The 23,717-nt window shown below is 72.4% G+C and carries 25 protein-coding genes; 9 read left to right on the top strand and 16 right to left on the bottom strand.

Features of this window, described 5'->3' with window-relative positions; genetic code table 11:
- Positions 1-6 precede the first annotated feature (6 nt).
- Positions 7-1,152, bottom strand: a complete 1,146-nt coding sequence (locus AC162C_RS12610; protein WP_484097847.1) for a cystathionine gamma-synthase — start codon at positions 1,150-1,152, stop codon at positions 7-9.
- Between AC162C_RS12610 and AC162C_RS12605 the strand changes: the two genes are divergently transcribed.
- Entirely contained in the window at positions 1,036-1,545 is a 510-nt protein-coding gene (locus tag AC162C_RS12605; protein ID WP_484097846.1) for a phospholipase D-like domain-containing protein, read from the top strand. The genes AC162C_RS12610 and AC162C_RS12605 overlap by 117 nt on opposite strands.
- Before the next feature lie 42 nt (positions 1,546-1,587).
- A complete protein-coding gene (locus tag AC162C_RS12600) occupies positions 1,588-2,271 on the top strand; it encodes a GAP family protein (protein ID WP_484097845.1) in 684 nt (227 codons plus the stop codon).
- On the opposite strand, the gene AC162C_RS12595 is transcribed toward AC162C_RS12600, so the two are convergent.
- Together AC162C_RS12595 and AC162C_RS12590 are read right to left on the bottom strand one after the other, a co-directional pair.
- Positions 2,268-2,888: a DUF2238 domain-containing protein gene (locus tag AC162C_RS12595; RefSeq protein ID WP_484097844.1), complete on the bottom strand. Its 621-nt coding sequence runs from the start codon at positions 2,886-2,888 to the stop codon at positions 2,268-2,270. The two genes, AC162C_RS12600 and AC162C_RS12595, sit on opposite strands and share 4 nt — an antisense overlap.
- A 62-nt stretch (positions 2,889-2,950) precedes the next feature.
- Positions 2,951-4,084, bottom strand: coding sequence for a winged helix-turn-helix domain-containing protein (locus AC162C_RS12590; RefSeq protein WP_484097843.1), 1,134 nt, complete (start codon positions 4,082-4,084; stop codon positions 2,951-2,953).
- A 17-nt stretch (positions 4,085-4,101) separates the two neighbouring features.
- Between AC162C_RS12590 and AC162C_RS12585 the strand changes: the two genes are divergently transcribed.
- The gene (locus tag AC162C_RS12585) at positions 4,102-4,641 is read left to right on the top strand and encodes a YdcF family protein (RefSeq protein ID WP_484097842.1); all 540 of its coding nucleotides are present in this window, start codon (positions 4,102-4,104) and stop codon (positions 4,639-4,641) included.
- A 42-nt stretch (positions 4,642-4,683) separates the two neighbouring features.
- On the opposite strand, the gene AC162C_RS12580 is transcribed toward AC162C_RS12585, so the two are convergent.
- From AC162C_RS12580 to AC162C_RS12540, 9 genes are all read right to left on the bottom strand, one after another.
- Positions 4,684-5,592, bottom strand: coding sequence for a threonine ammonia-lyase (locus AC162C_RS12580; RefSeq protein ID WP_484097873.1), 909 nt, complete (start codon positions 5,590-5,592; stop codon positions 4,684-4,686).
- 35 nt (positions 5,593-5,627) lie between these two features.
- A complete protein-coding gene (locus tag AC162C_RS12575; protein WP_484097841.1) occupies positions 5,628-6,593 on the bottom strand; it encodes an ornithine cyclodeaminase family protein in 966 nt (321 codons plus the stop codon).
- 52 nt (positions 6,594-6,645) lie between these two features.
- Positions 6,646-7,620: an aldo/keto reductase gene (locus AC162C_RS12570; RefSeq protein ID WP_484097840.1), complete on the bottom strand. Its 975-nt coding sequence runs from the start codon at positions 7,618-7,620 to the stop codon at positions 6,646-6,648.
- Positions 7,621-7,697: 77 nt separating this feature from the next.
- The gene (gene gdhA / locus AC162C_RS12565) at positions 7,698-9,044 is read right to left on the bottom strand and encodes an NADP-specific glutamate dehydrogenase (RefSeq protein WP_484097872.1); all 1,347 of its coding nucleotides are present in this window, start codon (positions 9,042-9,044) and stop codon (positions 7,698-7,700) included.
- Between the two features lie 215 nt (positions 9,045-9,259).
- Positions 9,260-10,435, bottom strand: coding sequence for an MFS transporter (locus AC162C_RS12560; protein WP_484097839.1), 1,176 nt, complete (start codon positions 10,433-10,435; stop codon positions 9,260-9,262).
- Positions 10,436-10,522: 87 nt separating this feature from the next.
- Positions 10,523-10,999 carry an ester cyclase gene (locus tag AC162C_RS12555; protein ID WP_484097838.1) on the bottom strand — a complete coding sequence of 159 codons (477 nt, stop codon included), beginning with the start codon at positions 10,997-10,999 and terminating at the stop codon, positions 10,523-10,525.
- 173 nt (positions 11,000-11,172) lie between these two features.
- Positions 11,173-11,553 carry a c-type cytochrome gene (locus tag AC162C_RS12550; RefSeq protein WP_484097837.1) on the bottom strand — a complete coding sequence of 127 codons (381 nt, stop codon included), beginning with the start codon at positions 11,551-11,553 and terminating at the stop codon, positions 11,173-11,175.
- 79 nt (positions 11,554-11,632) lie between these two features.
- Entirely contained in the window at positions 11,633-12,721 is a 1,089-nt protein-coding gene (locus AC162C_RS12545) for an LLM class flavin-dependent oxidoreductase (protein ID WP_484097836.1), read from the bottom strand.
- A 107-nt stretch (positions 12,722-12,828) separates the two neighbouring features.
- Positions 12,829-13,890: an HAD family hydrolase gene (locus AC162C_RS12540; RefSeq protein ID WP_484097835.1), complete on the bottom strand. Its 1,062-nt coding sequence runs from the start codon at positions 13,888-13,890 to the stop codon at positions 12,829-12,831.
- Positions 13,891-14,049: 159 nt separating this feature from the next.
- Between AC162C_RS12540 and AC162C_RS12535 the strand changes: the two genes are divergently transcribed.
- The 3 genes from AC162C_RS12535 (at position 14,050) to AC162C_RS12525 (ending at position 15,597) form a co-directional block, all read left to right on the top strand.
- Entirely contained in the window at positions 14,050-14,268 is a 219-nt protein-coding gene (locus AC162C_RS12535) for a hypothetical protein (RefSeq protein ID WP_484097834.1), read from the top strand.
- 125 nt (positions 14,269-14,393) lie between these two features.
- The gene (locus tag AC162C_RS12530; RefSeq protein WP_484097833.1) at positions 14,394-15,032 is read left to right on the top strand and encodes a TetR/AcrR family transcriptional regulator; all 639 of its coding nucleotides are present in this window, start codon (positions 14,394-14,396) and stop codon (positions 15,030-15,032) included.
- A gap of 64 nt (positions 15,033-15,096) precedes the next feature.
- Positions 15,097-15,597, top strand: coding sequence for a quercetin 2,3-dioxygenase (locus AC162C_RS12525; RefSeq protein ID WP_484097832.1), 501 nt, complete (start codon positions 15,097-15,099; stop codon positions 15,595-15,597).
- A 66-nt stretch (positions 15,598-15,663) separates the two neighbouring features.
- Here AC162C_RS12525 and AC162C_RS12520 read toward each other — a convergent pair whose 3' ends face one another.
- Together AC162C_RS12520 and AC162C_RS12515 are read right to left on the bottom strand one after the other, a co-directional pair.
- Positions 15,664-18,450 (bottom strand): vitamin B12-dependent ribonucleotide reductase, encoded by a 2,787-nt coding sequence (locus tag AC162C_RS12520; protein WP_484097831.1) that lies wholly within the window; start codon positions 18,448-18,450, stop codon positions 15,664-15,666.
- Positions 18,451-18,642: 192 nt separating this feature from the next.
- The gene (locus AC162C_RS12515; RefSeq protein WP_484097830.1) at positions 18,643-19,200 is read right to left on the bottom strand and encodes a hypothetical protein; all 558 of its coding nucleotides are present in this window, start codon (positions 19,198-19,200) and stop codon (positions 18,643-18,645) included.
- Between the two features lie 203 nt (positions 19,201-19,403).
- On the opposite strand from AC162C_RS12515, the gene AC162C_RS12510 reads away from it, so the two are divergent.
- The gene (locus AC162C_RS12510; protein ID WP_484097829.1) at positions 19,404-21,365 is read left to right on the top strand and encodes an O-antigen ligase family protein; all 1,962 of its coding nucleotides are present in this window, start codon (positions 19,404-19,406) and stop codon (positions 21,363-21,365) included.
- 69 nt (positions 21,366-21,434) lie between these two features.
- Here AC162C_RS12510 and AC162C_RS12505 read toward each other — a convergent pair whose 3' ends face one another.
- Complete coding sequence (locus AC162C_RS12505; protein WP_462973069.1) at positions 21,435-22,175, bottom strand: SDR family oxidoreductase; 741 nt, start codon at positions 22,173-22,175, stop codon at positions 21,435-21,437.
- Complete coding sequence (locus AC162C_RS12500; protein ID WP_484097828.1) at positions 22,172-22,456, bottom strand: hypothetical protein; 285 nt, start codon at positions 22,454-22,456, stop codon at positions 22,172-22,174. The genes AC162C_RS12505 and AC162C_RS12500 overlap by 4 nt, the downstream gene beginning before the upstream one ends.
- 33 nt (positions 22,457-22,489) lie before the next feature.
- Between AC162C_RS12500 and AC162C_RS12495 the strand changes: the two genes are divergently transcribed.
- Together AC162C_RS12495 and AC162C_RS12490 are read left to right on the top strand one after the other, a co-directional pair.
- Positions 22,490-23,377, top strand: coding sequence for a DMT family transporter (locus AC162C_RS12495; RefSeq protein WP_484097827.1), 888 nt, complete (start codon positions 22,490-22,492; stop codon positions 23,375-23,377).
- A gap of 71 nt (positions 23,378-23,448) precedes the next feature.
- Positions 23,449-23,717, top strand: a 269-nt coding sequence (locus AC162C_RS12490; RefSeq protein ID WP_484097826.1) for a cation efflux transmembrane domain-containing protein, incomplete at its 3' end; no start/stop codon positions are given.

Below are 23,717 nucleotides of genomic sequence, written 5' to 3'. Positions count from 1 at the left end.
GGGTCGTCACGTCCGTGCGGGGACGGCGGCGAGCGCGTGGGCGAGGTCGTCGACGAGGTCGTCTGCCGCCTCGATGCCGACGGAGAGCCGGATCAGGTTGCGGGGTGCGGCGAACGGGGCGTCGGCGGTGGACGCGTGCGTCATCCGGTAGGGATGCTCGATCAGGCTCTCGACACCGCCGAGTGACTCGGCGAGCGTCCACACCCGCGTCCGCGCGACGAGATCGACCGCCTCGTCCTCGCTCTCGACGAGGAACGAGACCATTCCCCCGAAGTCGTCCATCTGCCTCGCCGCGATCTCGTGGCCGGGGTGCGAGGGGCGGCCCGGGTAGAGGACGTCGACGACACGGGGGTGGTCCTCGAGGAAGGCGACGACGGCCCGCGCGTTCGCGCAGTGTCGCTGCATGCGCACGGCGAGCGTCTTCAGGCCGCGCAGCACGAGCCAGGCGTCGAACGGGCCGGGGACCGCGCCCAACGACTTCTGCAGGAACCGCAGCCGCTCGGAGACGGCCGGGTCGTTCGTCGCGACGAAGCCGCCGACGACGTCGGAGTGCCCGCCGAGGTACTTCGTCGTCGAGTGGACGACGACGTCGGCGCCCAGCTCGAGCGGTCGCTGCAGGAACGGCGAGGCGAACGTGTTGTCGACGACGAGCAGCGCCCCGACCTCGTGCGCGGCCGTCGCGGCGGCGTGGATGTCGACGACGTTGAGCAGCGGGTTCGTCGGCGACTCGACCCAGACGAGGCGCGTCGTCTCGTCGAGATGCGCGGCGAGGCCGGTCGAGAGCTCCTCCGGCGGCAGGTACGTGAACGCGTAGCCCTTCGGCGCGTACACCTGCGAGAACATGCGGTACACGCCGCCGTACACGTCGTTCACGCAGACCACGCGCTCGCCCGGGTCGACGAGGTGCATCAACGTCGTCGTGGCGCCGAGGCCGGACGAGAACGCGTGCCCGTGGGCGGCCGACTCGAGCGAGGCGAGGCACTCCTCGAGCGCCGTTCGCGTCGGGTTCGCGACGCGCGCGTAGTCGTAGCCCTTGTGGACACCGACCGCCTCCTGGGCGAACGTCGACGTCTGGTAGATCGGCGTCGTCACCGAGCCGGTGGCGGCGTCGGGTGCCTGGCCGGCGTGGATCGCGCGCGTCTCGAACTCCATGGCCGGATCGTAACGACCGGGCTACGCGAGTCTCCGTCCAGCAGCCGTCGGATAGGGTCGCGGGACGCCCAGGCGTCGGCCGCGCTGCGGCATCGCTACCGGGACCTGCTCGACGCCGGGGTCGAGGTCTGGGAGATGCCGGGCACCGTCGTGCACGCGAAGGTCGTCGTGGCCGACGACGTCGTCAGCCTCGGCACCGTGAACCTGGACGCCTGGGCGCTCTACCGTGACTCGGAGATCGCGATCGTCGCGCGCAGCGCCGAGACCGCGGCCGTGCTCGAGGAGCGGTTGTTCGAGCCGGACGTCGCCCGCGCGACGCCCGGACGCCCTCCCGCCACCGAGGACGAGCAGCGGCAGAGCCGGCTCTGGAACCGGCTCGCCTACTTCCTCTGAGCGGCACGCCGCGCCGCCGTGCCTGCGGGTAGGTTCCGCTCTGTGGGAACGGCGATCGGCGACATCCTCCCGCTCGCGATCGGCATCGCCCTCAGTCCCCTGCCGATCGTCGCGGTGGTGCTCGTGCTGTTCACGCCGCGGGCACGTGCGAACGGGCTCGCGTTCCTCGCAGGCTGGGCCGGCGGCATGCTCGTCGTCGGGGGGATCGTCCTCGTCGTCTCGGATGCGACCGACGCCGCCTCCGACGACGGCGGCGAGTCGACGCTCTCCGGAGCCGTCAGGCTCGCGCTCGGCGTCGGGCTGCTCCTGCTCGCGGTGCGGAGCTGGCGCTCGCGTCCGCCCGAGGGCGTCGAGCCGGAGCTCCCGAGATGGATGGGCGCGCTCGACACGTTCACCTTCCCGACGTCGCTCGCGACCGGCGCGGTGCTCTCGTCGGTGAACCCGAAGAACCTCGCGCTGCTCGTCGCCGGGGTGGCGACGATCTCGGCCGCGGGGCTCTCCGGAGGCGAGGCCGCAGGCGTGCTCGTCGTCTTCGTCCTCCTCGCCAGCCTCTCGATCGCGGTCCCGGTGGGCACCTACCTCGCCCTCGGCCGCGATCGCGCCGAGGTCGTCCTCACCCCGACCAAGGACTGGCTCTCGCGCAACAACGCCGCCGTGCTCGCGATCCTCTTCCTGATCTTCGGCGCCATGCTCCTGGGCGACGGGATCCGGATCCTGTCGGGCTAGACGGGTGCCGGGATGTCCATCGGCGGCGGCGCCGGCGCGCGCCGTTGCTGTTCACGGTGGCGGTGGATCGCGTACCAGGTCACGGCGGCGGCGATCAGCGACCCGAGCAGCCCGAACGTCATGTCCCCGATCGTGTCCCGATAGGCGGTGGGCAGCTCCTCCTCGTTCCCGCGCAGGAACGTCATGTACTCGCCGAGCTCCCAGAGGATCACGAGGGTCGAGCCGAACGCGATCACGAGCGCGGCGGCCACCAGCGGCTCCAGCGCCGTGCGCATCAGCAGCGCCCCAGCCCCCAGCGAGAGGAAGAGCCAGTTCGCGAAGTGGTTGACGTCGTCCCACCAGCCGATCTTGTCGTAGAAGTCGACGACGTTCCCGAGCACGTCGATCAGGAACGGGACCGTCAGGAGCGCGTCCGCGGTGTACGGGTACGGCTTGCCCTTCGCGGCCAGTCGCCAGACGACGGGGAGCGCGAGGACGGCGATCGGGTACCAGAGCAGCCGCCAGCCGAACCCCTTCTCCTCGAACCGCTCCAGCCCCCCGAAGGCGCCGAGCGCCGTCAGCCCGATCGTCGTCGCCTTCAGGACGACCACCAACGGCAGGCCGATGCGTCGATCCATGTCTACTCCGTAGCGTACGCAGGCGATGCGCGCATCGGTAGATCGCCGAACGCCGGTCGCGGTCAGCGACGGACGCTCTCGAGCCCGGCGGCGGCCCGGAGCCGGTCGAGCGCGCGGTCGAGGGCGTCGTCGAGCGCCCCGGAGCCTCTGACGCCGGGCTCCCGGTGGACGGCGCGGACGACGAGCTCGCCCGCGGCCCGCTCCGCCTTCAGGTCGACGCGCGCGACGATGCGGTCGCCGCGCAGGAGCGGGAGGACGTAGTAGCCGTAGCGGCGCTCGTGCGGTCGCTTGTAGATCTCCATCACGTGGTCGAAGGCGAACGCGCGTCGGGTGAACGACCGATCCCAGAGGAGGTTGTCGAACGGGGAGAGGAGCACGGGCGTGGCGACCGGGGGCGGATCGACCGTCGACCCGGCGGGGACGAGCACGGCCGGCCCCGCGTCCTCCACGGACCACCGCTCGAGGAGCCCGTCCCGGACGAGGTCGTCGACCGTGGGTCGGATGCGCCGCGTCCCCCCCTTGAGGCGCCAGTGCTCGACGAGCCCCTGCTCGGTGAGCGCCCCGCGTGCCCGCACGGCTTTCAGCGCGAGCGAGCGCAGGCGCTCGCGCTCCGACGGCACGGGCGCGTCGAGGACGGCCCGGGGCAGGACGCGCTCCGGGAGGTCGAACAGCCGCTGGAAGCCGTCGCGCCCCGCGACGACGAGCTCCCCGCGGTTCCAGAGGCGGACGAGCATCGCCTTTGCCGGCTTCATCGCCCACATCTCGCCGCCGGCCTCGCCCTCGAAGTGCCGCGAGCCGAGTGCGCCCTCGACGCGGATGCGCTCGAGCACGTGCTCGGCGAGATGCGGGTGCGTCCGCTCGACCGACGCGTACCAGCTGCGACCCCCGTCCGCCATCGCCGGCCGGAACAGGGGCCAGTCCTCGGCCGGGAGCAGGCAGGCCTCGTGCGCCCAGTACTCGAACACCCGGCCACCGCGGAGGAGGCGGTCGACGGCGCTCCGCGGGTACGCGCCGACGCGTCCCGCGAGGACGATGCGGTGGCTCCGCTCGACGGTCGAGATCGAGTCGAGTTGGACGCACGACAGGGCGGTGATCGCCCGCTCGACCTCGGTCGTCGTGCCCCGTCTCCGACGGGCCGCGTAGCCCTGCGCGGCGACCACGAGTCGTCGCAGCGCAGGCAGGGAGATCGTCGCCATGGTGGTAATCATGTCTCGTGCGGAGTCTCGTGACGCTCGCCCTGTTCGTCCTCGTCGCCGCGTACGCGATCGGCGGTGCGCTCTTCCTCGCACGCGACGACGACCCGGTCTCCCGGGCCGATGCCGTGGTCGTCCTCGCCGGCGGAGACTCGCGCCTCGACGTCGGGCTCGACCTCGTCCGCGACGGCGTCGCTCCCGTGCTCGTCGTCTCCGAGGACACGACCGGGCGTGACGACGAGCGCGTCGCGTTCTGCGCCGAGGGAGGGACGAGCGCGAAGCTCGTGGACGTGGAGGTTCTCTGCCCCATCGCCTCCCCCTACTCGACCCGGGGCGAGTCCCGGGTCGTCGCACAGCTCGCGGAGAAGCGCGACTGGAACTCGATCGTCGTCGTCAGCTCCCGCTACCACCTGTTCCGGGCCGAGCGGCTGATCGAGCGCTGCACCGATGCCAAGCTCGCGATGCGTGGCGCGCCGGAGCCCTGGTGGCGCAACGTGATCGCCGTCCCGGCGGAGTGGGCGAAGCTCGCCCTCGCCGAGACGACGCGCCGCGACTGCTGAGCGCGGCCACGCCGTCACCGCACCGGGAGGTGGGGGCTCCGGTCAGCCCGGGACGTGGCCCTCGAGGATCGCCGCCAGCCGGTCAGCATCGATGTTGCCGCCCGAGACGATGCACACGAGGCGCTCCCCGGGCACACGACCCGAGAGCGCAGCGGCGACCGCGAGCGCGCCGGCGCCCTCCGCGACGACGTGCGCCCGTTCGACGAGGAGCCGGACGGCGGCTGCCGTGTCCGCGATCGACATGGCCTCCGCCCCCGCGAGCAGCGGACGCGCGTGCTCCCACATCTCGGGCAGCATCCCCTTGCCGCCGGCGCCGTCGACGAACGAGGCGCGATAGGGCACCTCGACGGGCTGCCCGGCGGCGAGCGCTGCGCTCACCGGAGCCCCGGTCTCGGGCTCGCACGCGATCACGCGGGTCGCGGGGCTCGCCGCCGCGAGGGCGCTCGCGATCCCCGTGGTCAGGCCGCCGCCTCCCCACGGGACGAGCACGGCGTCGACCGCGTCGAGCTCCTCCGCGAGCTCGAGCCCGATCGTCCCGTTCCCCGCGATCACCGCCGGGTCGCTCACGGGATGGACGAAGTGCCCCCCGAGCCCGGGGTAGCTTCCCTCTGCCATCGCCTGCCACCAGCGCTCGTGCGGAACGGGGACGACGCGGCCGCCGAGCCGCTCGATCGCGTCGAGCTTCGCTCGCGGCGCGTGATCGGGCGCGACCACCGTGGCCGGGACGCCGAGCTCCCGCGCCATCCACGCGACGCCCTGCGCCATGTTGCCGGCGCTCGTCGTCCAGAGCCCGTCGGCCGATAGCGCGGGCTCGGCGAGGCGGACCGCGTTCGCGGCGCCGCGGATCTTGAACGAGCCGATCGGCTGGAGGCACTCGAGCTTCAGCCAGATCTCGCGTGGGCCGTCCACCTGCAGGCGGACGAGGGGCGTGCGGGTGGCGATGTCCGCGATGCGTGCTCGGGCGGCCTCGATCTCGGCGAGGGCGATCAGAAGTCGACCTCGGTGCCGACGCCGCGCTCCCGCGCGCGAGCGACGGCGAGCTCCGCGGCGAACAGGTCCTCGACCGCGATGCCGAGCGACTTGAAGACCGTCAGCTCGTCGGGGCGCGTGCGCCCGGGATGGGCGCCGACGAGCAGCTCGCCGAGCTCGGCGAGGATGTGCCCGTCGTCGAGCCCCACCTCGTCCGCCGCGATGCGGAAGTCCCCGGACTCGGCGAGCGTCGACTCGCGGCGGTCGACGAAGAGCGAGGCGTCGGCGACGGTCCGGGTGTCGAGCTCGCGCATCGACGGGATCGACGAGCCGACGGCGTTCACGTGCGTGCCCGGCGCGAGCCACGATCGCTGCACGATCGCCTCGCGGCTGCTCGTGCACGTGCAGACGACGTCGGCGCCGTCGAGCGCCTCCGCGACCGTGGCGACGGCGTCGGCATGGGCCTGGAGGGCGAGGCCGACGGCCCGCTCCGGGGTTCGGCTCCAGATGCGCAGCTCGCAGTCGGGGAGGACGGCCCGCATCGCCTCGACGTGGGAGCGGCCCTGGACGCCCGAGCCGAGGATCGCGACGACCCTCGACTCGTCGCGGGCGAGGAGCGACGTGGCCACCGCGGACACCGCGGCGGTGCGGATCTCGGTCACCGCCGACGCGTTCAGGATCGCGCGCAGGCGGCCGGTCTCCGCGTCGTGGAGCAGGACGGCGCCCTGATGGGGATCGAGGCCTCGCGCCGCGTTGGCGGGCGCGACCACGATCTCCTTCAGCGAGAACACCGCCCGGTCGCCTCCGCGGTAGGCCGGCATCAGTCCGAGCACCTGCTTCGTTCCCGGTCGCATGATGAAACGGAGCGGCATCTGCGCCTCGTCGCGCTCGAGCGCGACGAGCGCGTCGCGCATCGCCTCGATGCAGGACGGCATGTCCAGCACGGCCCGCACGTCCGCGTCGGAGAGCACGAGCACGGTCACGGCCGCGACCCCCGCGGGAGAGGGGTGGAGGCCGGGCGGCTGCGTGTCGGCCTCATGCGAACAGCGCCCCGATCTCCGCCCACTCGTCGTGCGTGAGCGACACGTCGAGGGCGGCCCGCACGTCGTCCAGGTGCTCGGGACGGTTCGGGCCGACGACGACCGCGGTCGCCTCCGGGACGTGGAGGGCCCACGCGAGGGAGAGCGCCGCCGTCGTCACGCCCCGGTCGGACGCGTGGCGCTCGAGAACCTCGAGGGCGTCGAACACCTCGTCGACTGCGTAGCCGCGGTAGGCCTCGGGGCGCTGCGTCATCCGCGACCCGGCCGGGGCCTCCTCGCCGCGCCGGTACTTGCCGGAGAGCCAGCCCCCGGCGAGCGGGCTGAACGGGGTGTAGCCGATGCGGTGCTCGTGGCAGAGCGGGAAGACGGTCTCGTGGTCCTGCTGCTCGAGGAGCGAGAACTGGTTCTGCACCCACTCGTAGCGCACGAGGCCCTCGAGGGCCGACAGCTCGATCGCCTCGGCGAGCTGCTCGGCCGTGAAGTTCGAGGCGCCCACCGCCCCCACGGTACCCGCGCGGACGAGCTCGTCGAACGCGAGGAGCGTCTCCTCCTGTGCGACCTCGGGGTCGAAGTCGTGCGTCATGTAGCACGCGATCCGATCGACGCCGAGGCGGTCGAGGCTCGTCGCGATCTGCCGCCGGATGCGGACGCGCGACAGCCCGCGGTCGGCACCCTCGCGCATCGGGTTGAAGGTCTTCGTGCAGAGGACGATGCGGTCCTGCACCGCGGCTCCCTTCGCGGCCAGCCACTCGCCGATCCAGGACTCGCTCGTGCCGCCGCCGTACGCGTCCGCGGTGTCGAACGTCGTCACGCCGAGGTCCCATGCCTCGTCCATCAGTCGGAACGCCACGTCCCTCGGCGTCCCCTGCCCGAAGAGCGCCGGAGCAGAACCGACGCCGCCGAAGTTGCCGCACCCGAGGATCACGCGCGAGACCGCGATCCCGCTCTGACCGAGCAGCCGCTCGTCCACGACCCCGATCGTAGTCGTGGAGGAGGCGTCGATGGGCCCGGGGGCGCGGCGTGGCGCGGCGTCCGCCCGAGCGCCTCTCAGACGATGCCCTGGTCGAGCATCGCCTCCGCGACCTTGACGAACCCGGCGATGTTGGCGCCGACGACGTAGTCCCCGGGCGCGTCGTACTCCTCCGCCGTCTCGCGGCACGTCTTGTGGATCGAGGCCATGATCCCGCGCAGGCGCAGGTCGACCTCCTCGCGCGTCCAGGTGATCCGCAGTGCGTCCTGGGACATCTCGAGCCCGGAGACGGCGACGCCGCCGGCGTTCGCGGCCTTCCCCGGCCCGTACAGGACACCCGCCTCGCGGAAGCGGTCGACCCCCTCGGGCACGGTCGGCATGTTCGCGCCCTCCGCCACGAGCACGACCCCGTTCGCGACGAGCGTCGCCGCGTCGTCACCCGAGATCTCGTTCTGGGTCGCGCACGGGAAGGCGCAGTCGGCCGGGACCGCCCACAGCCGGTTGCGGCCCTCGGGAATCGTCGGCGTATAGGTCGCCCGGGGGAAGCGCTCCGCGTACTCGAGGATGCGCCCCCGCCGCACGTTCTTGAGGTCCATCACCCACTGGAGCTTCTCGTCGTCGATGCCGTCGGGGTCGTGGACGAAGCCGTCCGAGTCGGAGAGCGTGACCGGCTTCGCCCCGAGCATGATCAGCTTCTCGACCGCGTACTGGGCGACGTTCCCGGAGCCGGAGACGAGGCACGTCTTTCCCTCGAGGCCCTCGCTTCGCGTCTCGAGCATCTCCTCGGCGAAGTACACGGTCCCGTACCCCGTCGCCTCCGGTCGGATCAGCGAGCCACCCCACTCGAGCTCCTTGCCGGTGAGCACGCCGCTGAACTCGTTGCGGATGCGCTTGTACTGGCCGAACAGGTACCCGATCTCCCGGCTGCCGACGCCGATGTCCCCGGCCGGGACGTCGGTGAAGGGGCCGATGTGGCGCTGGAGCTCCGTCATGAACGACTGGCAGAACCGCATCACCTCGAGGTCGCTGCGGCCCTTCGGGTCGAAGTCGGAGCCGCCCTTCCCGCCGCCCATCGGGAGCGTCGTGAGCGCGTTCTTGAACACCTGCTCGAACGCGAGGAACATCAACAGCCCGAGGTAGACGCTCGGGTGGAACCGCAGGCCACCCTTGTAGGGGCCGATCGCGCTCGACATCTCGATCCGGTACCCGCGGTTGACGTGGATCTCGCCGTGGTCGTCGACCCACGGCACCCGGAACATGATCACGCGCTCCGGCTCGATCAGACGGTCGAGGATCTTCTGCTCCCGGTAGCTGGGATGCCGGTCGATGACCGGCACCAGTGACTCGGCGACCTCCGCGACCGCCTGGTGGAACTCGGTCTCGCCCGGGCTGCGCGCGACGGCATCGGCGAGGAGCGTCTCCAGGTAGCGGTGTGTGATGGATGGTCGACCTTCTGCCAACGGCGTCGTCACCGTCGCTCCTTCCTCGTAGACCTGTGGGAGGACTTTCGCCCGGGAGGACTTTCGCCCGGGATGACCCTCGTCCTGCCCGGACGGTCTCAGTCGGGGCCACGCCTCGCATCCGCGGGCACACGGTTGTCAGGCGCGGAAACTCCGCAGTCGAACGCGGCGCCCTCGCACTAGGGTGGCGCGTCCGCGGCGGCCGGTGTCGTGACGCCGGCTGTGGAGCGGATCCGGAGCAGCGGGACGACACCGCAGGCGAGGACGACGGCCGCGACGGCGAAGACGCCGCGGTAGCCGGTCGAGGCGGCGACCGCACCCAACGAGACGGCGCCGATCGCGTACCCGAGGTCCGCCGCTGCGGTGAAGCTCCCGACGGCGGCGCTGCGCTGGGTCGCAGGGGCGCGCGCGACCACGATCATCATCAGCGCGGGGAAGATCAGCGCCTGTCCGGAGGCGAGGACCGCCGTCCCCAGGTACAGCCCGGTCGCGGAGTGCGCGAGCGCGATCACCCCGAACCCCACCGCGGCCAGGGCCATGGCGGCCGTCGCCGTGCGTGCCGACCCGAAGCGGTCGGGGATCCGGCGACCGATCGAGCGGATGCCGATCACGATCGACGCGTTGAGCCCGAACACGAGGCCGGCGCCCGAGAGGCCGAGCTCCCTCGCGTAGAGCGGTGCGAACGCGGCCATCCCGGCGAACCCGATCATCGAGAGGACGAGGACGAGCCCGGGAAGGAGCGCCGCCGGATGGACGAACGGCTGGCGGCGGGTGTCGACCTCGAGGTCGCTCGGCCTCGTCTCCGGCAGCCCGGATGCTGCGAGCGCGGCGACGAGCGACACGCCGGCGGCGACGAGCCAGACGGTGTCGTAGTGGTCGTCGCGCAGGAGCAGCTCGCCGAGGAGCGGGCCCGCGGCGAGGCCCCCCCAGACCGCGAGCGAGTAGAGGCTCACCGCCTCGCCGCGCCGGGAGTCGGGCGCGAGGTCGTTGACGATCGTCGCCGAGCCGACGAACAGCAGTGCCTCGCCGACGCCGCCGACGAGGCGCAGCGCGACGATCGCGGCCAGCGAGGAGGCCGGGACGTAGAGGGCGACGCTGCCTGCCAGCACGAGGCAGCCGACGATCACGAGGCGCCGCCTCCCGCGGCGGTCTCCGAGACGCCCGGCGAGCGGTTGGAGCAGCAGGGCCGTCGGGCTCGCCGCTGCGACCGCGACGCCCACCCCGACGTCGCCGACGTCGAGCGGGCCCCTCGCGTAGACGGGGAGGACGGGGAGGAGCATCCCGATGGTGAAGAGCGACCCGAACGTCGCGACCCAGACGAGCGCGAAGGGTCGGGTGAGCACGCGTTCGGTCACGCGGGCGCATCCTCCCAGGTTCGTCCGCCCCGGTCCCCGGGTCGCCGACGCCGTCTGCGGGCCGGCCCGGGCGCAGGTCTCCCGGCGTTAGCCGGGGAGGAGGCCGAGTTGGCCGAGGAAGTCCATCTGGTCGAAGAACAGGTGCTCGGACTTCAGCGTCTCACCGTCGGTGACGTAGAGCGCCGCCCACCGGAGCTCGACTGCTCGCCCTGTCGGCGCGATATCGCCGTTGGGCGTGCGGAGCACACCGTCGTGAGTGCCAGTGAGGGTTCCCTCGGCCGCTGCGGCCGGCCCGTCGGTGAGCAGCTGGACGATCTCGAGGCGGAGGTCTGGGAAGGCTTCCTGGAACACGGCGAGGAAGCCGATGACGTTGTCGCGGCCGCTGACCTGGGCGCCTGGCGCTGCTAGCTCCGCATCTGCGGCCCACGGATCGGCGTCGTCGTCACGGCCGTTGAACGCGTCGATGTGCTTCAGGATCACGTCTCTGGCGCTGGGCATCTCCTCTCCGATCGTCGTCGGGATTGCCATCCTGTCAGAAATGGGGACTCTCGCCTCGGGCAACACGCAAGAGCCCATGACCCCGGCACGTTCCTGCGTCTCTGCCGCTCACGTGACATTGCCGAACACTGGCCCACGCGGGCGCATCCTCCCAGGTTCGTCCGCCCCGGTCCCCGGGTCGCCGAAGCCGTCTGCGGGTCGGCCCGGGCGCAGGTCTCCGCCGCCGGGACGACGGCCGGCTAGGAGCCCGCGCTCGACGAGACGTACTCGGCGACGGCCTGGATCTCGTCGTCGGAGAGCTGGTCGGAGAACGACGGCATTGCGCCGCGGCCGTTCGTCACCGTGTCGACGACGGTCTCGACGTCCGGCCGGGCGTCGTCGAGGTTCGGTCCCACCGAGCCGCCCGAGCCCGCCGCCGCGAGCGTGTGGCAGCCGCCGCAGCCGGCCGACGCGAACACCGCCGCCCCATCGACCGCACCGGCGTCCATGTCCGTGTCCACGGCGTCGGTCGTCTCGGCCGCCGGAGGCGCAGCCTCCTCCGCTCCGTCGTCACCGCCACACCCGGCGGCGACGCCGCCGAGACCGAGGAGGAGAGCTGCGAGCACGAGTGCGACACGCACGACGCCGAGTATCCCACACCGCGGCCTCGTCGCCGGCGTCCGCCGAGAGCCCCGACGGGGTCGAGCTCGAGCCGACGGCCTACGCCGTCCGCCGACCCTGGGTGCCGTCACGTGGGGAGGAGAGCGGGGCCGACGGCATTCGCGCGTCGAGCGCGGCGCGCACCGCCGGCGCGACCTCGGTGCCGAGCAGCTCGATCGCGCGCAGCACCTCGTCGTGCGGCATCGTGCCCACGGTGAGCTGGAGCAGGAAGCGCTCGTGCCCGAACACCTCGTGCTGGAACAGGATCTTCTCGGCCACCTGTGCGGGGCTGCCGACGAAGAGGTGCCCTCGGAGGTCCAGGCTGCGGTCGTAGTCCGCGCGCCCGAGCGGAGGCCAGCCGCGCTCGCGTCCGATCCGCGTCATGGTGTCCGCGAGCGCGGGGAAGTAGTCGTCGGCGGCCTGCTGCGACCGGTCGGCGATCCAGCCGTGCGCGTTGATGCCGAGCGCGGGGGCCGCACGGCCGGCCCGTGCCGCCGCCTGCCGGTGGATCTCGGCGAACGGGGCGAAGCGCTCCGGCAGGCCGCCGATGATCGCGAGCGCCATCGGGAGGCCGAGCGCCCCCGCCCGCGCCGCGGACTCCGGCGTGCCGCCGACGGCGACCCAGACGGGCAGCGGCTCCTGCACGGGCCGCGGGTAGACGCCGAGGCCGTCGATCGGTGGTCGGAGGCCCCCCGACCACGTCACGTGCTCGGCGTCCCGCAGGCGCAGCAGCAGCTCGAGCTTCTCGGCGAACAGGGCGTCGTACTGCCGGAGGTCGTAGCCGAAGAGCGGGAACGACTCCACGAACGATCCTCGCCCGGCCATGATCTCCGCACGGCCGCCGGACAGGAGATCGAGGGTCGCGAAGGCCTGGAAAACCCGGACGGGTTCGTCGGACGAGAGCACGCTGACCGCGCTCGTGAGGCGGATCCGCTCCGTTCGCTCCGCCGCTGCCGCGAGCACGACGGCCGGGGAGGAGACGGCGTAGTCCGGACGGTGGTGCTCGCCGACGCCGAACACGTCGAGACCGACCTCGTCCGCGAGCGCGATCTCCTCGACGAGGTCGCGCAGTCGCTGCCCCGGCGTCACCGTGCGCCCACTCCGGGCGTCGGGGGTCACCTCCGCGAAGCTGTAGACGCCGATCTCCACGCGCTGCCTCGGCTCGCACTGTATGCGAGCGGCGACGCACGGGAACCGACACGGCCGCGAGACGCTGCGCCGCACCGTCCGCGCCGGGATTCCGACGTACCGACGCGCTAGAGCGGGACGATCTCGTCGCCGATCGCGATCGTGCCGTCGCTCAGGATGTCGGCGTTGATGCCGCCGCGGTGCACGAGCTCGCGCATGATCCCGGGGCGCGTCATCGACTCGAGGTGGGCGCAGGGCTCGCAGAGCTCGACGCCGTGGCACTCGACCTCGCCGACCCGGAAGCGCCTGCCGACGAGGTCGTTGAGACGGATGCCGCGCGTCGTCACCTGTCGGCGCGTGCCTCCCGGTGGGAGCCCGACGTCCGCGACGACCTCCGCCTCCACGAGCGTCAGCGCCTGCCCGGGTGCGGCGCCGTCGTCGGCGTAGTAGCGGTCGCCCTCGAGACCACGACCCGCGACCGCCCGCGCCGACGCGACCGATCGCAGCTCCGCTCCCTCGGCCGGGCCGAGGTGGATCGCCTCGACGGCGGCGTGCGGCGACCTCCCGCTCGACGGCGGCCGCGGTGCGTCGCCGGCGACGGCGTCGAGCGTGTCGGCGAGGCCGGCGAGCGACGGCTGCTCACGTGTCGCGGGTGGGTCGCCGACCTCTGCGAGACGGTTGATCCAGATCGTCGGGATGCCGAGGCGCGTCGCGGGGACGACGTCGTGGAAGTGGCTCTGGGCGATGTGGACGTCCGGGAGCCGCCCGACCGCGGCCGCGAACGCGTGCCAGTGCTCCAGGGCCGGCTTGTACGAGCCGATCTCCGAGGCGACGATCGCGAGGTCGAACGCCACCCCGATCGCCCGGATCGACGCCTCGATGAGGTCGCGATCCGAGTTCGAGAGGATCGCGAGCCGCCAGCCGCGCGACCTGGCCTCCGTCAACGCGGCCGTCACCTCCGGGAAGACGGGCCAGTCGGGGAGGGTCGACGCCGGGTCGGCGTCGATGCCCATCCGGCGCGCCGTCTCGCGGAGGACCTCGCGGTAGGTGCGCGTCGGGTCCTCGGCCTGGACGGCGGGCTCGAGCTCGTGGTATCGGTCGAGGAGCTCGACGCCGCCGAGCGCGCCCGCGATCCCCGCGTTCCAGTCGACGAGGGTGCCGTAGCAGTCGAACGTCGCCCACCGTGCCACGGACGGAGACTACCGTCGCTCATTCCCGCCGCCGCGGCGCATCGCCCGCACGCTGCCCCGTCGCACCCCGGGCGGGGGCGTGCCGACGACGCGCACCGGGGCCCGGAAGGACTGTCGAGCGACGTCGGCCGGGTGGCGACGCCGTCTATCGTGCGGGCGATGAGCGCCTGCGGATCGGGGTACGGGAGCCTGAGTGAGGCGTTCGCACGCCGCGTCGAGCTGGCGCTCGTGCACGCGGAGCTCCAGGAGCTGGTCGACGTCGCGCCGTCGCGGGAAGTGTTCCTCGAGGAGCACGGCGCCGACACGGCCGCCGCGGGCCGGCCCGTCGGCTACCGCGTCACGCTCGACCGGCTCGCCGCCGCCGTGCCCCCTGCGTGACGTCGCCGGGACCGGGCGGGTGCCCGGCCCCGGCATTCCCCTCCGACCAGAACGCGTCCCAGGCGTGGAGGTCGTAGAGCGGTGAGCCAATTGATTGATTAAAGAGTTCATGCAATAGTGTTCGAGTGGCGCCGCGGGACTACGACATGACGACGCGCAGGGCGGCCACGGAGCGAACGCGACGACGGATCCTCGAGGCGACACTCGAGCTGCATACGGAGCAGGGGATCCTCGGGACGAGCTGGCAGGACATCGCGCGTCGCGCCGACGTCGCCGTCGGCACCGTGTACAGGCACTTCCCGTCGCTCCGGGAGCTCGTTCCCGCCTGCGGCGAGCTGCTGTTCGAGCGGACGGGGCCTCCGTCGCCGGACGACGCGGCGGCTGCGATCGGGGACGAGCGCGACCCGATGCGGCGCCTGGAGCGCGCTGCGACCGTCATCTTCGGCTTCTACGAGCGGGCCGGGAGGCACATCGACAGCGACGTGCGCGAACGTGAGCTCCCAGAGGTGCGCGAGTGGGAGGAGTACCTCCGCGCAACCGTCACGGCCTTCGTGCGGGAGGCGCTGCGGCCGCGGCGGGTCGGTGCGCGCGAGTTGCAGATCGTCAGCGCGTTCTTCGACTTCCGCGCCTACGACGCCTTGCGCACGCGCGGTGTCTCCACGGCGCGCGCGACCCGCGAGGTCGCCGCGCTGGCGGGCTGCCGCTTCGGGCTCGAAGGCGAAACGAGGTCGTCCATGAGATCGACGAGAGGAGGCACGAGGTGAGCTGTACCGCGTCAGGTGACCCGGCGGCATCGCACGGGGCGACCGTCGGGCAGGGGGTGGTCACATGACCGAGGTCGCCGCGAGGCCCTACGTCCTCGCCGGTGGGGAGGCAACGGTGCGCTGGCTCGGCGACACATCGACGGCTTTCCTCGCCACCGGGGACAGCACCGCCGGCGCGTTCGCTCTCGTCGACGAGCGGGCCCGGAAGGGTGAGGCGGTGCCGCTGCACCGGCACGTCGAGGACCTCGAGGCCTTCTACGTCGTCGAGGGACAGGTGTCGTTCTTCGTCGACGGGGCGTCCGGCCGAGCCGTGGGCGCGGGCTCGTTCGTGTACGTCCCGCCCGGCGTCGTTCACGGCTTCCGCGTGGCATCGGAGACGGCGCGTTACCTGATCCTCACCACACCGCACCACGGTGCGTTCTACGAGGCGATCACGCTGCCCTCGGGCCCGGCCGGCGAGCGTCCGACCGGGTCGCTGCCCGACGGCCACATCAGGAAGGCGGCCGTCGAGTTCGGCATCGAGTTCGTTGGTCCGCTCCCCGACACCGGCGACCCCGACGCGTAGCACGATACGAGCGCGCTGTCGCGCCGGGCGGCTCGTCACCCGGCGCGACAACGAACGGGCCTCGGCTCAGCTGCAGCCGGTGTTGGTGCCGCAGTCGCGGCACGTGTAGCAGGAGCCGGTGCGCACCATCCGGCCGCCGCAGCGGGCGCACTCGACCGCGTCCTCCCACTGGTTGAACAGCGCCGTCTGGCCGGGGGGAGCGGCCTCGGCGGGTGCCGCGGCACCGCCGGCGGCGGGTGCCGCGCCCGCGTACTGGGCGGCGAGCCGCGCCTTCACCTCCGGCGTGAGGATCCCCGCCTCCTCGAGCTGATCCTCCGTGAGGAACTTCTTCCCGAACCAGCGGAAGATGTAGTCGACGATCGACTTCGCCGTGCGGATGTCCGTGTCGTTCGTGAGCCCGGACGGCTCGAAGCGCATGTGCGAGAGCTTCGAGACGTAGACCTCCGGCGGGACCCCGTACTGGAGGCCCATCGAGACGGCGATCATCAGCGAGTTCATGAGGCCGGCCATCGTCGTGCCGTCCTTCGCGATGTCGACGAAGATGTCGCCGGGTGTGCCGTCGTCGTAGAGGCCGACGTGGATGTAGCCCTCGTAGTCGCCGACGCGGAACTTGCGCCCGACCTCGGTGCGATCCTCCGGCAGGCGGCGGCGCTGTGGCACGTGGACGCCGGAGGGGACGAGCCCTGCGATCGCGGCGGCCGTCGTCGCCCCGTCCTTCTCCTTGGAGGACGACAGCGGCTGCGCCACCTTGCAGTTGTCGCGGTAGATCGCGATCGCCTTCACGCCGAGCTGCCACGCCTCGACCAGGAGCCGCGAGACCTCGTCGACGGTCGTCTCCTCGGGCAGGTTCACGGTCTTCGAGATCGCCCCGGAGATGAACGGCTGCACCGCGCCCATCATCTTCACGTGGCCCGAGTAGTGGATCGCCCGGTCGCCGATCGCGCAGTCGAACACCGGATAGTGCTCGGCCTTCAGGTAGGGCGCACCGACGACGGTGTTGCGCTCGTCGATGAACGCGACGATCTCGTCGACCTCGCCCGGCGCGTGGCCGAGCTCGTGGAGCGCCATCGGCACCGTCTTGTTGACGATCGTGATCTCGCCGCCGCCGACGAGCTTCTTCGACTTCACGAGCGAGAAGTCGGGCTCCACGCCGGTCGTGTCGCAGTCCATCATGAAGCTGATCGTCCCGGTGGGGGCGAGCACCGTCGCCTGGGCGTTGCGGAACCCGTTCACCTCGCCGAGGTCGAGCGCTTCCTCCCACGCGTGCCTCGCGGCCGTGAGCAGGTCGTCCGGCACCGCGTCGGCGTGCTGGATGTTCCCGACCGCCGCGCGGTGCTTCGCGATCACGCCGAGCATCGCCGCGGCGTTCGGCTGGTATCCGGCGAACGGCCCCATCCGCTTCGCGACCTCCGCCGACTTCCGGTAGGCGCGCCCCGTCATCAGGGCGGTGATCGCGGCCGCGTATGCCCGGCCCTCGTTCGAGTCGTAGGGCAGGCCCTCGGCCATCAGGAGCGCGCCGAGGTTCGCGTAGCCGAGCCCGAGTTGCCTGAACGCCAGGGCGTTGCGGCCGATCTCGGGCGTCGGGTACGACGAGTACCCGACGACGATCTCCTGTGCCAGGAACATGACGTCGACGGCGTGCTCGAACGCGTGGACGTCGAAGGTGCCGTCCTCGCGGCGGAACTTCATGAGGTTGAGCGAGGCGAGGTTGCAGGCGGAGTCGTCGATGTGCATGTACTCCGAGCACGGGTTCGACGCGTTGATGCGTCCCGTGTTCGGGCACGTGTGCCAGGCGTTGATCGTCGTGTCGTACTGGACGCCGGGGTCCGCGCACTCCCACGCGGCAGCGGCGATGTCCTTGAGGAGCCCGCGCGCGTCGACCGTCTCGACCACCGTGCCGTCCGTCCGCGCCGTGAGGTTCCACTCCTTGCCCTCGACGACCGACTCCATGAACGCGTCGGTGACGCGCACCGAGTTGTTCGCGTTCTGGTACTGGATCGACGCCCAGTCGGAGGAGTCGAGCGACATGTCGTAGCCTGCCGCCTCGAGCACGCGCGCCTTGCGCTCCTCCTTCGCCTTGCACCAGATGAACTCCTCGACGTCGGGGTGGTCGACGTCGAGCACGACCATCTTCGCCGCGCGTCGGGTCTTGCCGCCGGACTTGATCGTCCCTGCCGAGGCGTCCGCGCCGCGCATGAACGAGACCGGGCCCGACGCGTACCCGCCCTTCGAGAGCTGCTCCTTCGAGGAGCGGAGCCTCGACAGGTTGAGGCCGGAGCCGGAGCCGCCCCGGAAGATGATGCCCTCCCGCCGGATCCAGTCGAGGATCGACTCCATCGAGTCCTCGATCGAGAGGATGAAGCACGCCGAGCACTGGGGCTTCTCCTCGAACCCGACGTTGAACCACACCGGCGAGTTGAACGACGCGATCTGGTTGACGAGGATCGCCTTCAGCTCCGCCTCGAAGGCGTCGGCCTCCTCGTCCGTCGCGAAGTAGCCGCCGCTCCGGCCCCAGCCGCCGATCGTGTCGACGATTCGCCCGATCATCTGCTTGACGGAGCGCTCACGGTCGGGGGAGGACATGCGGCCGCGGAAGTACTTCTGGGCGACGATGTTCGTCGCCGTCTGCGACCAGAACTTCGGGAACTCCACGTTCCGCTGCTCGAACGCCGGCGCTCCCTTGCCGGGAATCAGTGCGTCACGGAGCTCCCATTCGACCTCGTCGAACGGGTCGCGCCCTGGGATCGTGAAGAAGCGACCTGGCGCGACGCTCGCCTCCCCGTCGATCACGGTGTTGACGATGTCCTCCTGTGCCGATGCCGGAGCCTGCGTCGCGTCCTTCGCCAGTGCCATTGCCGTCCTCCCGAGCCGTTGCGGTTCCTTGATGAGCCGTCGCTCTGCTCTCCGTCCAAGTGAGCGGGCCGCTCAGCGTAGGACGCGCCTCGGCTGGACCAAAAAACCCTGATTTGCAGGTATTCTTGGGTTTGGCCCCTCGGAGGGGATTCTACTTGCTGCGGCGAGCGGGTGCCGACGGCCTCGCGTGCGTCAGGCGGGAGTCGGAGGTTCGCCGCCGCGCTGGACCGCCCGCCTCCTGGTCACGTAGCCCGCTGCACCGAGGGTGAGGAGGAGCGTCGCGAGCCCCGCCAGCACGAGGAGGGGGACCGGGAGCGACGACGGGCCGGCGGTGTCGACCTGGGCGGTGCCGATCCCGCCGGTGGTGCCGCCGTCGGTGCCGCCAGACCCACCACTGGAGCCGCCGCTCGACCCACCGGCAGGGGCGCCGCCCGCTCCGGTGTCGCCGTCGTCGGTGTCGCCGGACGACGGCTCGGTCGCGCCCCGCTGCGCGAACTGGAGGGCGCGAAGGATGTCCTCCTTCGCGCTCGAGTAGTCGCGGACGTCGACGGGGAGCGCGTCCACCGCATCGCGGTAGCACTGGAGCTCGTAGATCTGGTCGACGCGGCCGTTGTCGTACCAGTCCGCGATCACCTGCTTCGCGCAGTCGTCCGCGGCGCTCGCCGGCTGCGCGACGATCGCCAGGGCGATGACGGTCAGGGCGGCGACCGCGAGCGCGGCGCAACGGCGGATGGGGCGTGGGTCGGTCACGTATCGAACTCCGGAGTTCGAGCCAAGTGTCGTCCTCCGCGATGAGTCGGCGATCAGTGAAGGGTAAACGATGTGTAAGACGAGAGTTGGCGAGACGCGCCCGTTTCCCTCTTTCCGGAACGCGCAGCAAACCCGGAACGCGCAGACGGCCCCTCCCCTGCTCACGGGGCGCGACTGCCGATCGATCATCTAGCGTCTTCGCGATGGCCTCGTCGCTCGCGCGCAGCCCGGGTCGGCCCTGGGCCGCTCTCGCCCTCCTGCTCGCGCTCGCGGGCGTGCTGTTCTGGGCCGTGTTCTTCGGCGGCGGCTCCGGTGACGACGCCGTCGCCGGTCTCGGCAGCACGGTCGTGGCGCTCGCGGCGGTCGCGCTCGCCGCCGGGTTCCTCGGCGTCGTCCGTCTTCCCCGGCTCGACCGGGCCGGCGTGCTCGCGCTCGGCGCCTCGGCGGCTCTCGTCGCGTTCGGCGGGATCTCGATCGTGTGGTCGGTCGCCGGCGACCGATCGTGGGCCGCGCTCGGGAAAGGGCTCGTCTACCTCGCGTTCCTCGTGCTCGGCCTCGTCGTGGGTGCGGCTCTCGGAGCACGCGGCATGCGTTCGGTCGCCGGCGTGCTGACGCTCGTCCTCGCCCTGGCGCTCGGTTGGGCCCTGCTCGGGAGGGCCGTGCCCGGTCTCTTCCCGGACGGAGGGCGCATCGCCCGCCTTCGCAACCCGGTCGACTACTGGAACGCGCTCGCGCTCCTCGCCGATGCGGCGCTCGCCCTCGGGCTCTGGCTCGCTGTCTCCGTGCGCGCCCGGGGCGCCCGTCCGGGAGGGGCCCTCGTCGTCTACGCCGGCGTCCTCGTCGTCCTCCTCACGCAGTCGCGGAGCGGCGTCGTCGCCGGCGCCCTCGTGCTCGTGCTCGTGCTCGCGCTCTCCTCGCGTCGCCTCGAGACCGGCCTGCTGACGCTCCTCGCCTCCGTGCCGGCGCTCGCGGTCGGGGCCTGGGCGTTCACTCGCCCCGCGCTCGTCGAGGACGGCGCCCTACGAGCCGACCGGGTCGAGGACGGTGCCGTCTTCGCCGTCCTCGGGCTCGCCGGCGCGGTCGTCGCCGTCGTCCTCGCGACGCGTGTGCCCGTCGCGCGGATCGCCGCCGACCACGCACGCCGCCTCGCCCGCGCGCTCGCGGTCGCCGCCGTCACCGTCGTCGTCGTCGGTCTCGTCGGTCTCGTGGCGGCCGTCGGCAACCCGATCCGGTGGGCAGGCGATCAGTTCTCCGGTGGTGAGTGCGCGAACGCGCCGGGGCGCTTCACCGACCTCTGCGACAACAACCGCCTCGCCTGGTGGGACGACGCCTGGGAGGTCTTCGTGGGGCACCCGGTCGGCGGGGCCGGGGCGCTCACGTACGAGATCGCGCGCAAGCGGGTCCGCGACGACGGGACGCCGGTCCTGCAGCCGCACAGCGTCCCGCTCCAGTTCCTGGCGGACACGGGGCTCGTCGGCTTCCTCCTCGCCGGCGCCGCCGTACTCGGCCTCGCCGGGGGTGCGATCACGGCGCTCCGCCGCCTCGACGGCCCGGAGCGGGACGCCGCCGTTGCGCTCGTCGCGCTGCCGGCCGCGTACGTCGTCCATGCGCTCGTCGACTACCCGCTCGACTTCATCGCCGTCACCGGGCCCGCGATCGCGGTGCTCGGGGCGCTGCTCGCGGCCGGGCGCCCCGGCGTCCGGCCGACGGGCCGGCTCGTGCGCGTCGGCGCCGCGGCGGCGACGGCGCTCGCCGTGATCGCCGTCCTCGTCACCCCGTGGCTCGCGCAACGCGACGTCGATCGTGCGATCCGCCTCCTCAACGACCGCAGGCTGGAGGAGGCCGCCGACGCGGCGGACCGCGCTCGCGCGCTCGACCCGCTCTCGCTCGATCCGGTCCTCGCCGCCGCCCTCGTCGCGGAGGCACGGGGCGAGGACGACCTCGCGCGCGGGCTGTACCGGAAGGCGACCGAGATGCAGCCCGAGAACCCGGAGTCGTGGATGAACCTGGGCCTCTACGAGTTCATCGCACGCGAGGACCTCTGCCGGGCGTACGAGGCGCTGAACAACGCCTACACGCTCGACCCCAACGGACAGCAGTGGGAGCCCGGCGGCCCGCTCGACGTCGCCCGGGACGCCGTCAACGCGGGCGCCTGCGAGGCGTAGTCCCTCCCGTCCCGGATCGGCGTGCGGCGCGGCGGCCCGGTCGCGTCCCGCTCGGCGGAGCCGCCGGGCTCACGCCCCGGCGAGCAGCGACCAGCCGCCGTCGACGACGAGCGTCTGTCCGCGCACCATCTCCGCCTGCGGCGAGCAGAGGAACGCGACCGCGTCGGCGACGTCCTCGGGTGTCACGAGGCGCCCCACCGGATTGCGCGCTCCCATCTCGAGCATCGCCTCCCGGTTCGGGAAGTGCTCGAGCGCGCCCGTCTCCACGATGCCCGCCGACACGGCGTTCACGCGAATCCCCTGGGGGGCGAGCTCGACGGCGAGGTAGCGCACGAGCGACTCGAGCGCGGCCTTCGACGTGCCGACGAGCGCGTAGTTCTCGAGCACCCTCGTCGAGCCGAGGCTCGAGATCCCGACGATCGACGCGCCCACCGGCATCGACGGCGCGGCGACCTTCGTCAGCGCGAGCAGGGCGCGCGCGTTCGCGCCGAGCGTCCAGTCCCAGTGCCGCTCGTCGGTCTCGAGCGCCGGTCGGATGACGCCGGTCGCCGCGTTGTGGACGAGCGCCGCCAGCGGCCCGAGCGCCGCCACCTGCTCGAGCACGCGCTCGGACGTGACGTTGCCGCGCACGAGCACCGGCTCCGACCCGAGTGCCCGCAGGGCCTCCGCGGTCTCCTCGGCCGCCGCGTCCGAGCGGAAGTAGCCGATCGCGACACGCGCTGCGCCGAGGCGCGCGAGCCGCAGGGCGATCGCCTTGCCGATCCCGCGCGAGCCCCCGGTCACGAGGACGGTCGCGCCCTCGACGGTCATCGGGTCGTGCGGGGCAGAGGCTCGGAGGCCGGGGCGGAGGACGGGATGCGGTCCCAACCGGCCCGTGTGCGTGGCTCGCGCTCCTCGTCGTTCTCGGCCTTCGTGGACGCGAACCCGAGGCTCTCGAGTTGCCCGATGCGCTCCTCGCCGTAGCGTCGCACGGGATGATCGTCCGCGAGCGGCTCGATCAGCTCGCGGACGCGGGCGCGGATCTGGAAGGCGAAGTGCGGCGTCGCGGGCCCCACGAGGGCGTCGACGTCGGCGATCGTCGGCTCGCTCATCGAGCGGGAAGACTAACGAGTAGCGTCGCACCGATGCGTCGACCTTCGCCCGTCGAGCTGATGCTCCTCACGGTGATCACGCTGTGGTCGCTCAACCTCACGGTCACCCGCTACATCCTCACGCACGGATTCCAGCCGCTCGCGTACGCGACCGTCCGCTACGGGCTCGCGGCGGCCGTGTTCGTCGTCGTCGTGCTCGTCGCGGAGCGGACGCTCTCGATCCGGCGCTCCGATCTGTGGCTCGTCCTCGCGGCCGTGCTCACGCTCTGGTTGAACCAGCTGGGGTTCGTCTACGCGCTGAAGACGACGTCGGCGTCGGTGGTCGCCCTGATCCTCGGGGCGACCCCGATCTTCGCGGCGTTGATCGGCCTCGTCACGAGGACCGAGCTGCTCACGTCGCGCTTCTGGCTCGGCGCCACGATCTCCTTCGTCGGCGTCGGGCTCGTCGCGCTCGGCTCCGGCGGCGAGACCCGCGGAGGCCTCGGCGGGGTCCTGCTCGGCGTGCTCACCGCCGCGACCTGGGCCGCCTACTCCACGTGCGTCGCCCCGCTGATGCGCCGCTACTCGCCGTACCGGATCAGCGCCGTCGTCCTCTCGGCGGCCTGGGTGCTGATCGCGCTCAGCGGCAGCGGGCAGACGCGCTCCCAGGACTGGTCGCTCGACGCCGAGGTCTGGGCGCTGCTCGTGTTCGCCGCGCTCGGCCCGCTGGTGCTCACCAACGTCCTCTGGTTCCGCTCGCTCGACCGGATCGGGGCCGCGCGGGCGACGCTCGCCGCGAACCTCCAGCCGTTCGTGGCCGCGCTGTTCGCGGTCGTGCTGCTGTCGGAGCGGCTCGTCGCGCTGGAGCTCGTCGGAGGTGTCGCGATCGCGATCGGCATCCTGCTCGCCCGCCGCCGACGGCCGCCCGCCGCCGTGGATTGAGGTACCACTCCGCCGTGTCCCCGCAGCGCCGTACCGCACTCGCGTCGGTCGTTGCGGCCTGTGTCCTGATAGTGATCAAGCTCGTGTCCGGTCTCGCGGCCGGGAGCCTCGCCTTCGTCGCCGAGGCCGCCCACAGCGGCACCGACCTCGTCGCCGCCCTGCTGACCTTCTTCGCCGTCGGCTACGCCCGCAAGCCGGCCGATGCGACGCACCTCTACGGGCACCTCAAGGCCGAGCACCTCGCGGCGCTCGCGGAGGCGACGTTCCTCGCGCTCGTCAGCCTCGCGGTCGGCGGCCTCGCCGTCGCCCGGCTCGCGGGCGCGATCCCGACCGACGTCGA

Source organism: Gaiella sp., from assembly GCF_057140465.1.
Note: the sequence above shows the minus strand (reverse complement) of the source record. Positions and strands in the feature narration are given on the sequence as shown.

Coding starts and splice junctions, on each gene's coding strand:
- AC162C_RS12610 (WP_484097847.1), bottom strand. CDS start 1,152: ATGGAGTTCGAGACGCGCGCGATCCACGCCGGCCAGGCACCCGACGCC.
- AC162C_RS12595 (WP_484097844.1), bottom strand. CDS start 2,888: ATGGATCGACGCATCGGCCTGCCGTTGGTGGTCGTCCTGAAGGCGACG.
- AC162C_RS12590 (WP_484097843.1), bottom strand. CDS start 4,084: ATGGCGACGATCTCCCTGCCTGCGCTGCGACGACTCGTGGTCGCCGCG.
- AC162C_RS12535 (WP_484097834.1), top strand. CDS start 14,050: ATGAGCGCCTGCGGATCGGGGTACGGGAGCCTGAGTGAGGCGTTCGCA.
- AC162C_RS12525 (WP_484097832.1), top strand. CDS start 15,097: ATGACCGAGGTCGCCGCGAGGCCCTACGTCCTCGCCGGTGGGGAGGCA.
- AC162C_RS12520 (WP_484097831.1), bottom strand. CDS start 18,450: ATGGCACTGGCGAAGGACGCGACGCAGGCTCCGGCATCGGCACAGGAG.
- AC162C_RS12510 (WP_484097829.1), top strand. CDS start 19,404: ATGGCCTCGTCGCTCGCGCGCAGCCCGGGTCGGCCCTGGGCCGCTCTC.
- AC162C_RS12505 (WP_462973069.1), bottom strand. CDS start 22,175: ATGACCGTCGAGGGCGCGACCGTCCTCGTGACCGGGGGCTCGCGCGGG.
- AC162C_RS12500 (WP_484097828.1), bottom strand. CDS start 22,456: ATGAGCGAGCCGACGATCGCCGACGTCGACGCCCTCGTGGGGCCCGCG.
- AC162C_RS12495 (WP_484097827.1), top strand. CDS start 22,490: ATGCGTCGACCTTCGCCCGTCGAGCTGATGCTCCTCACGGTGATCACG.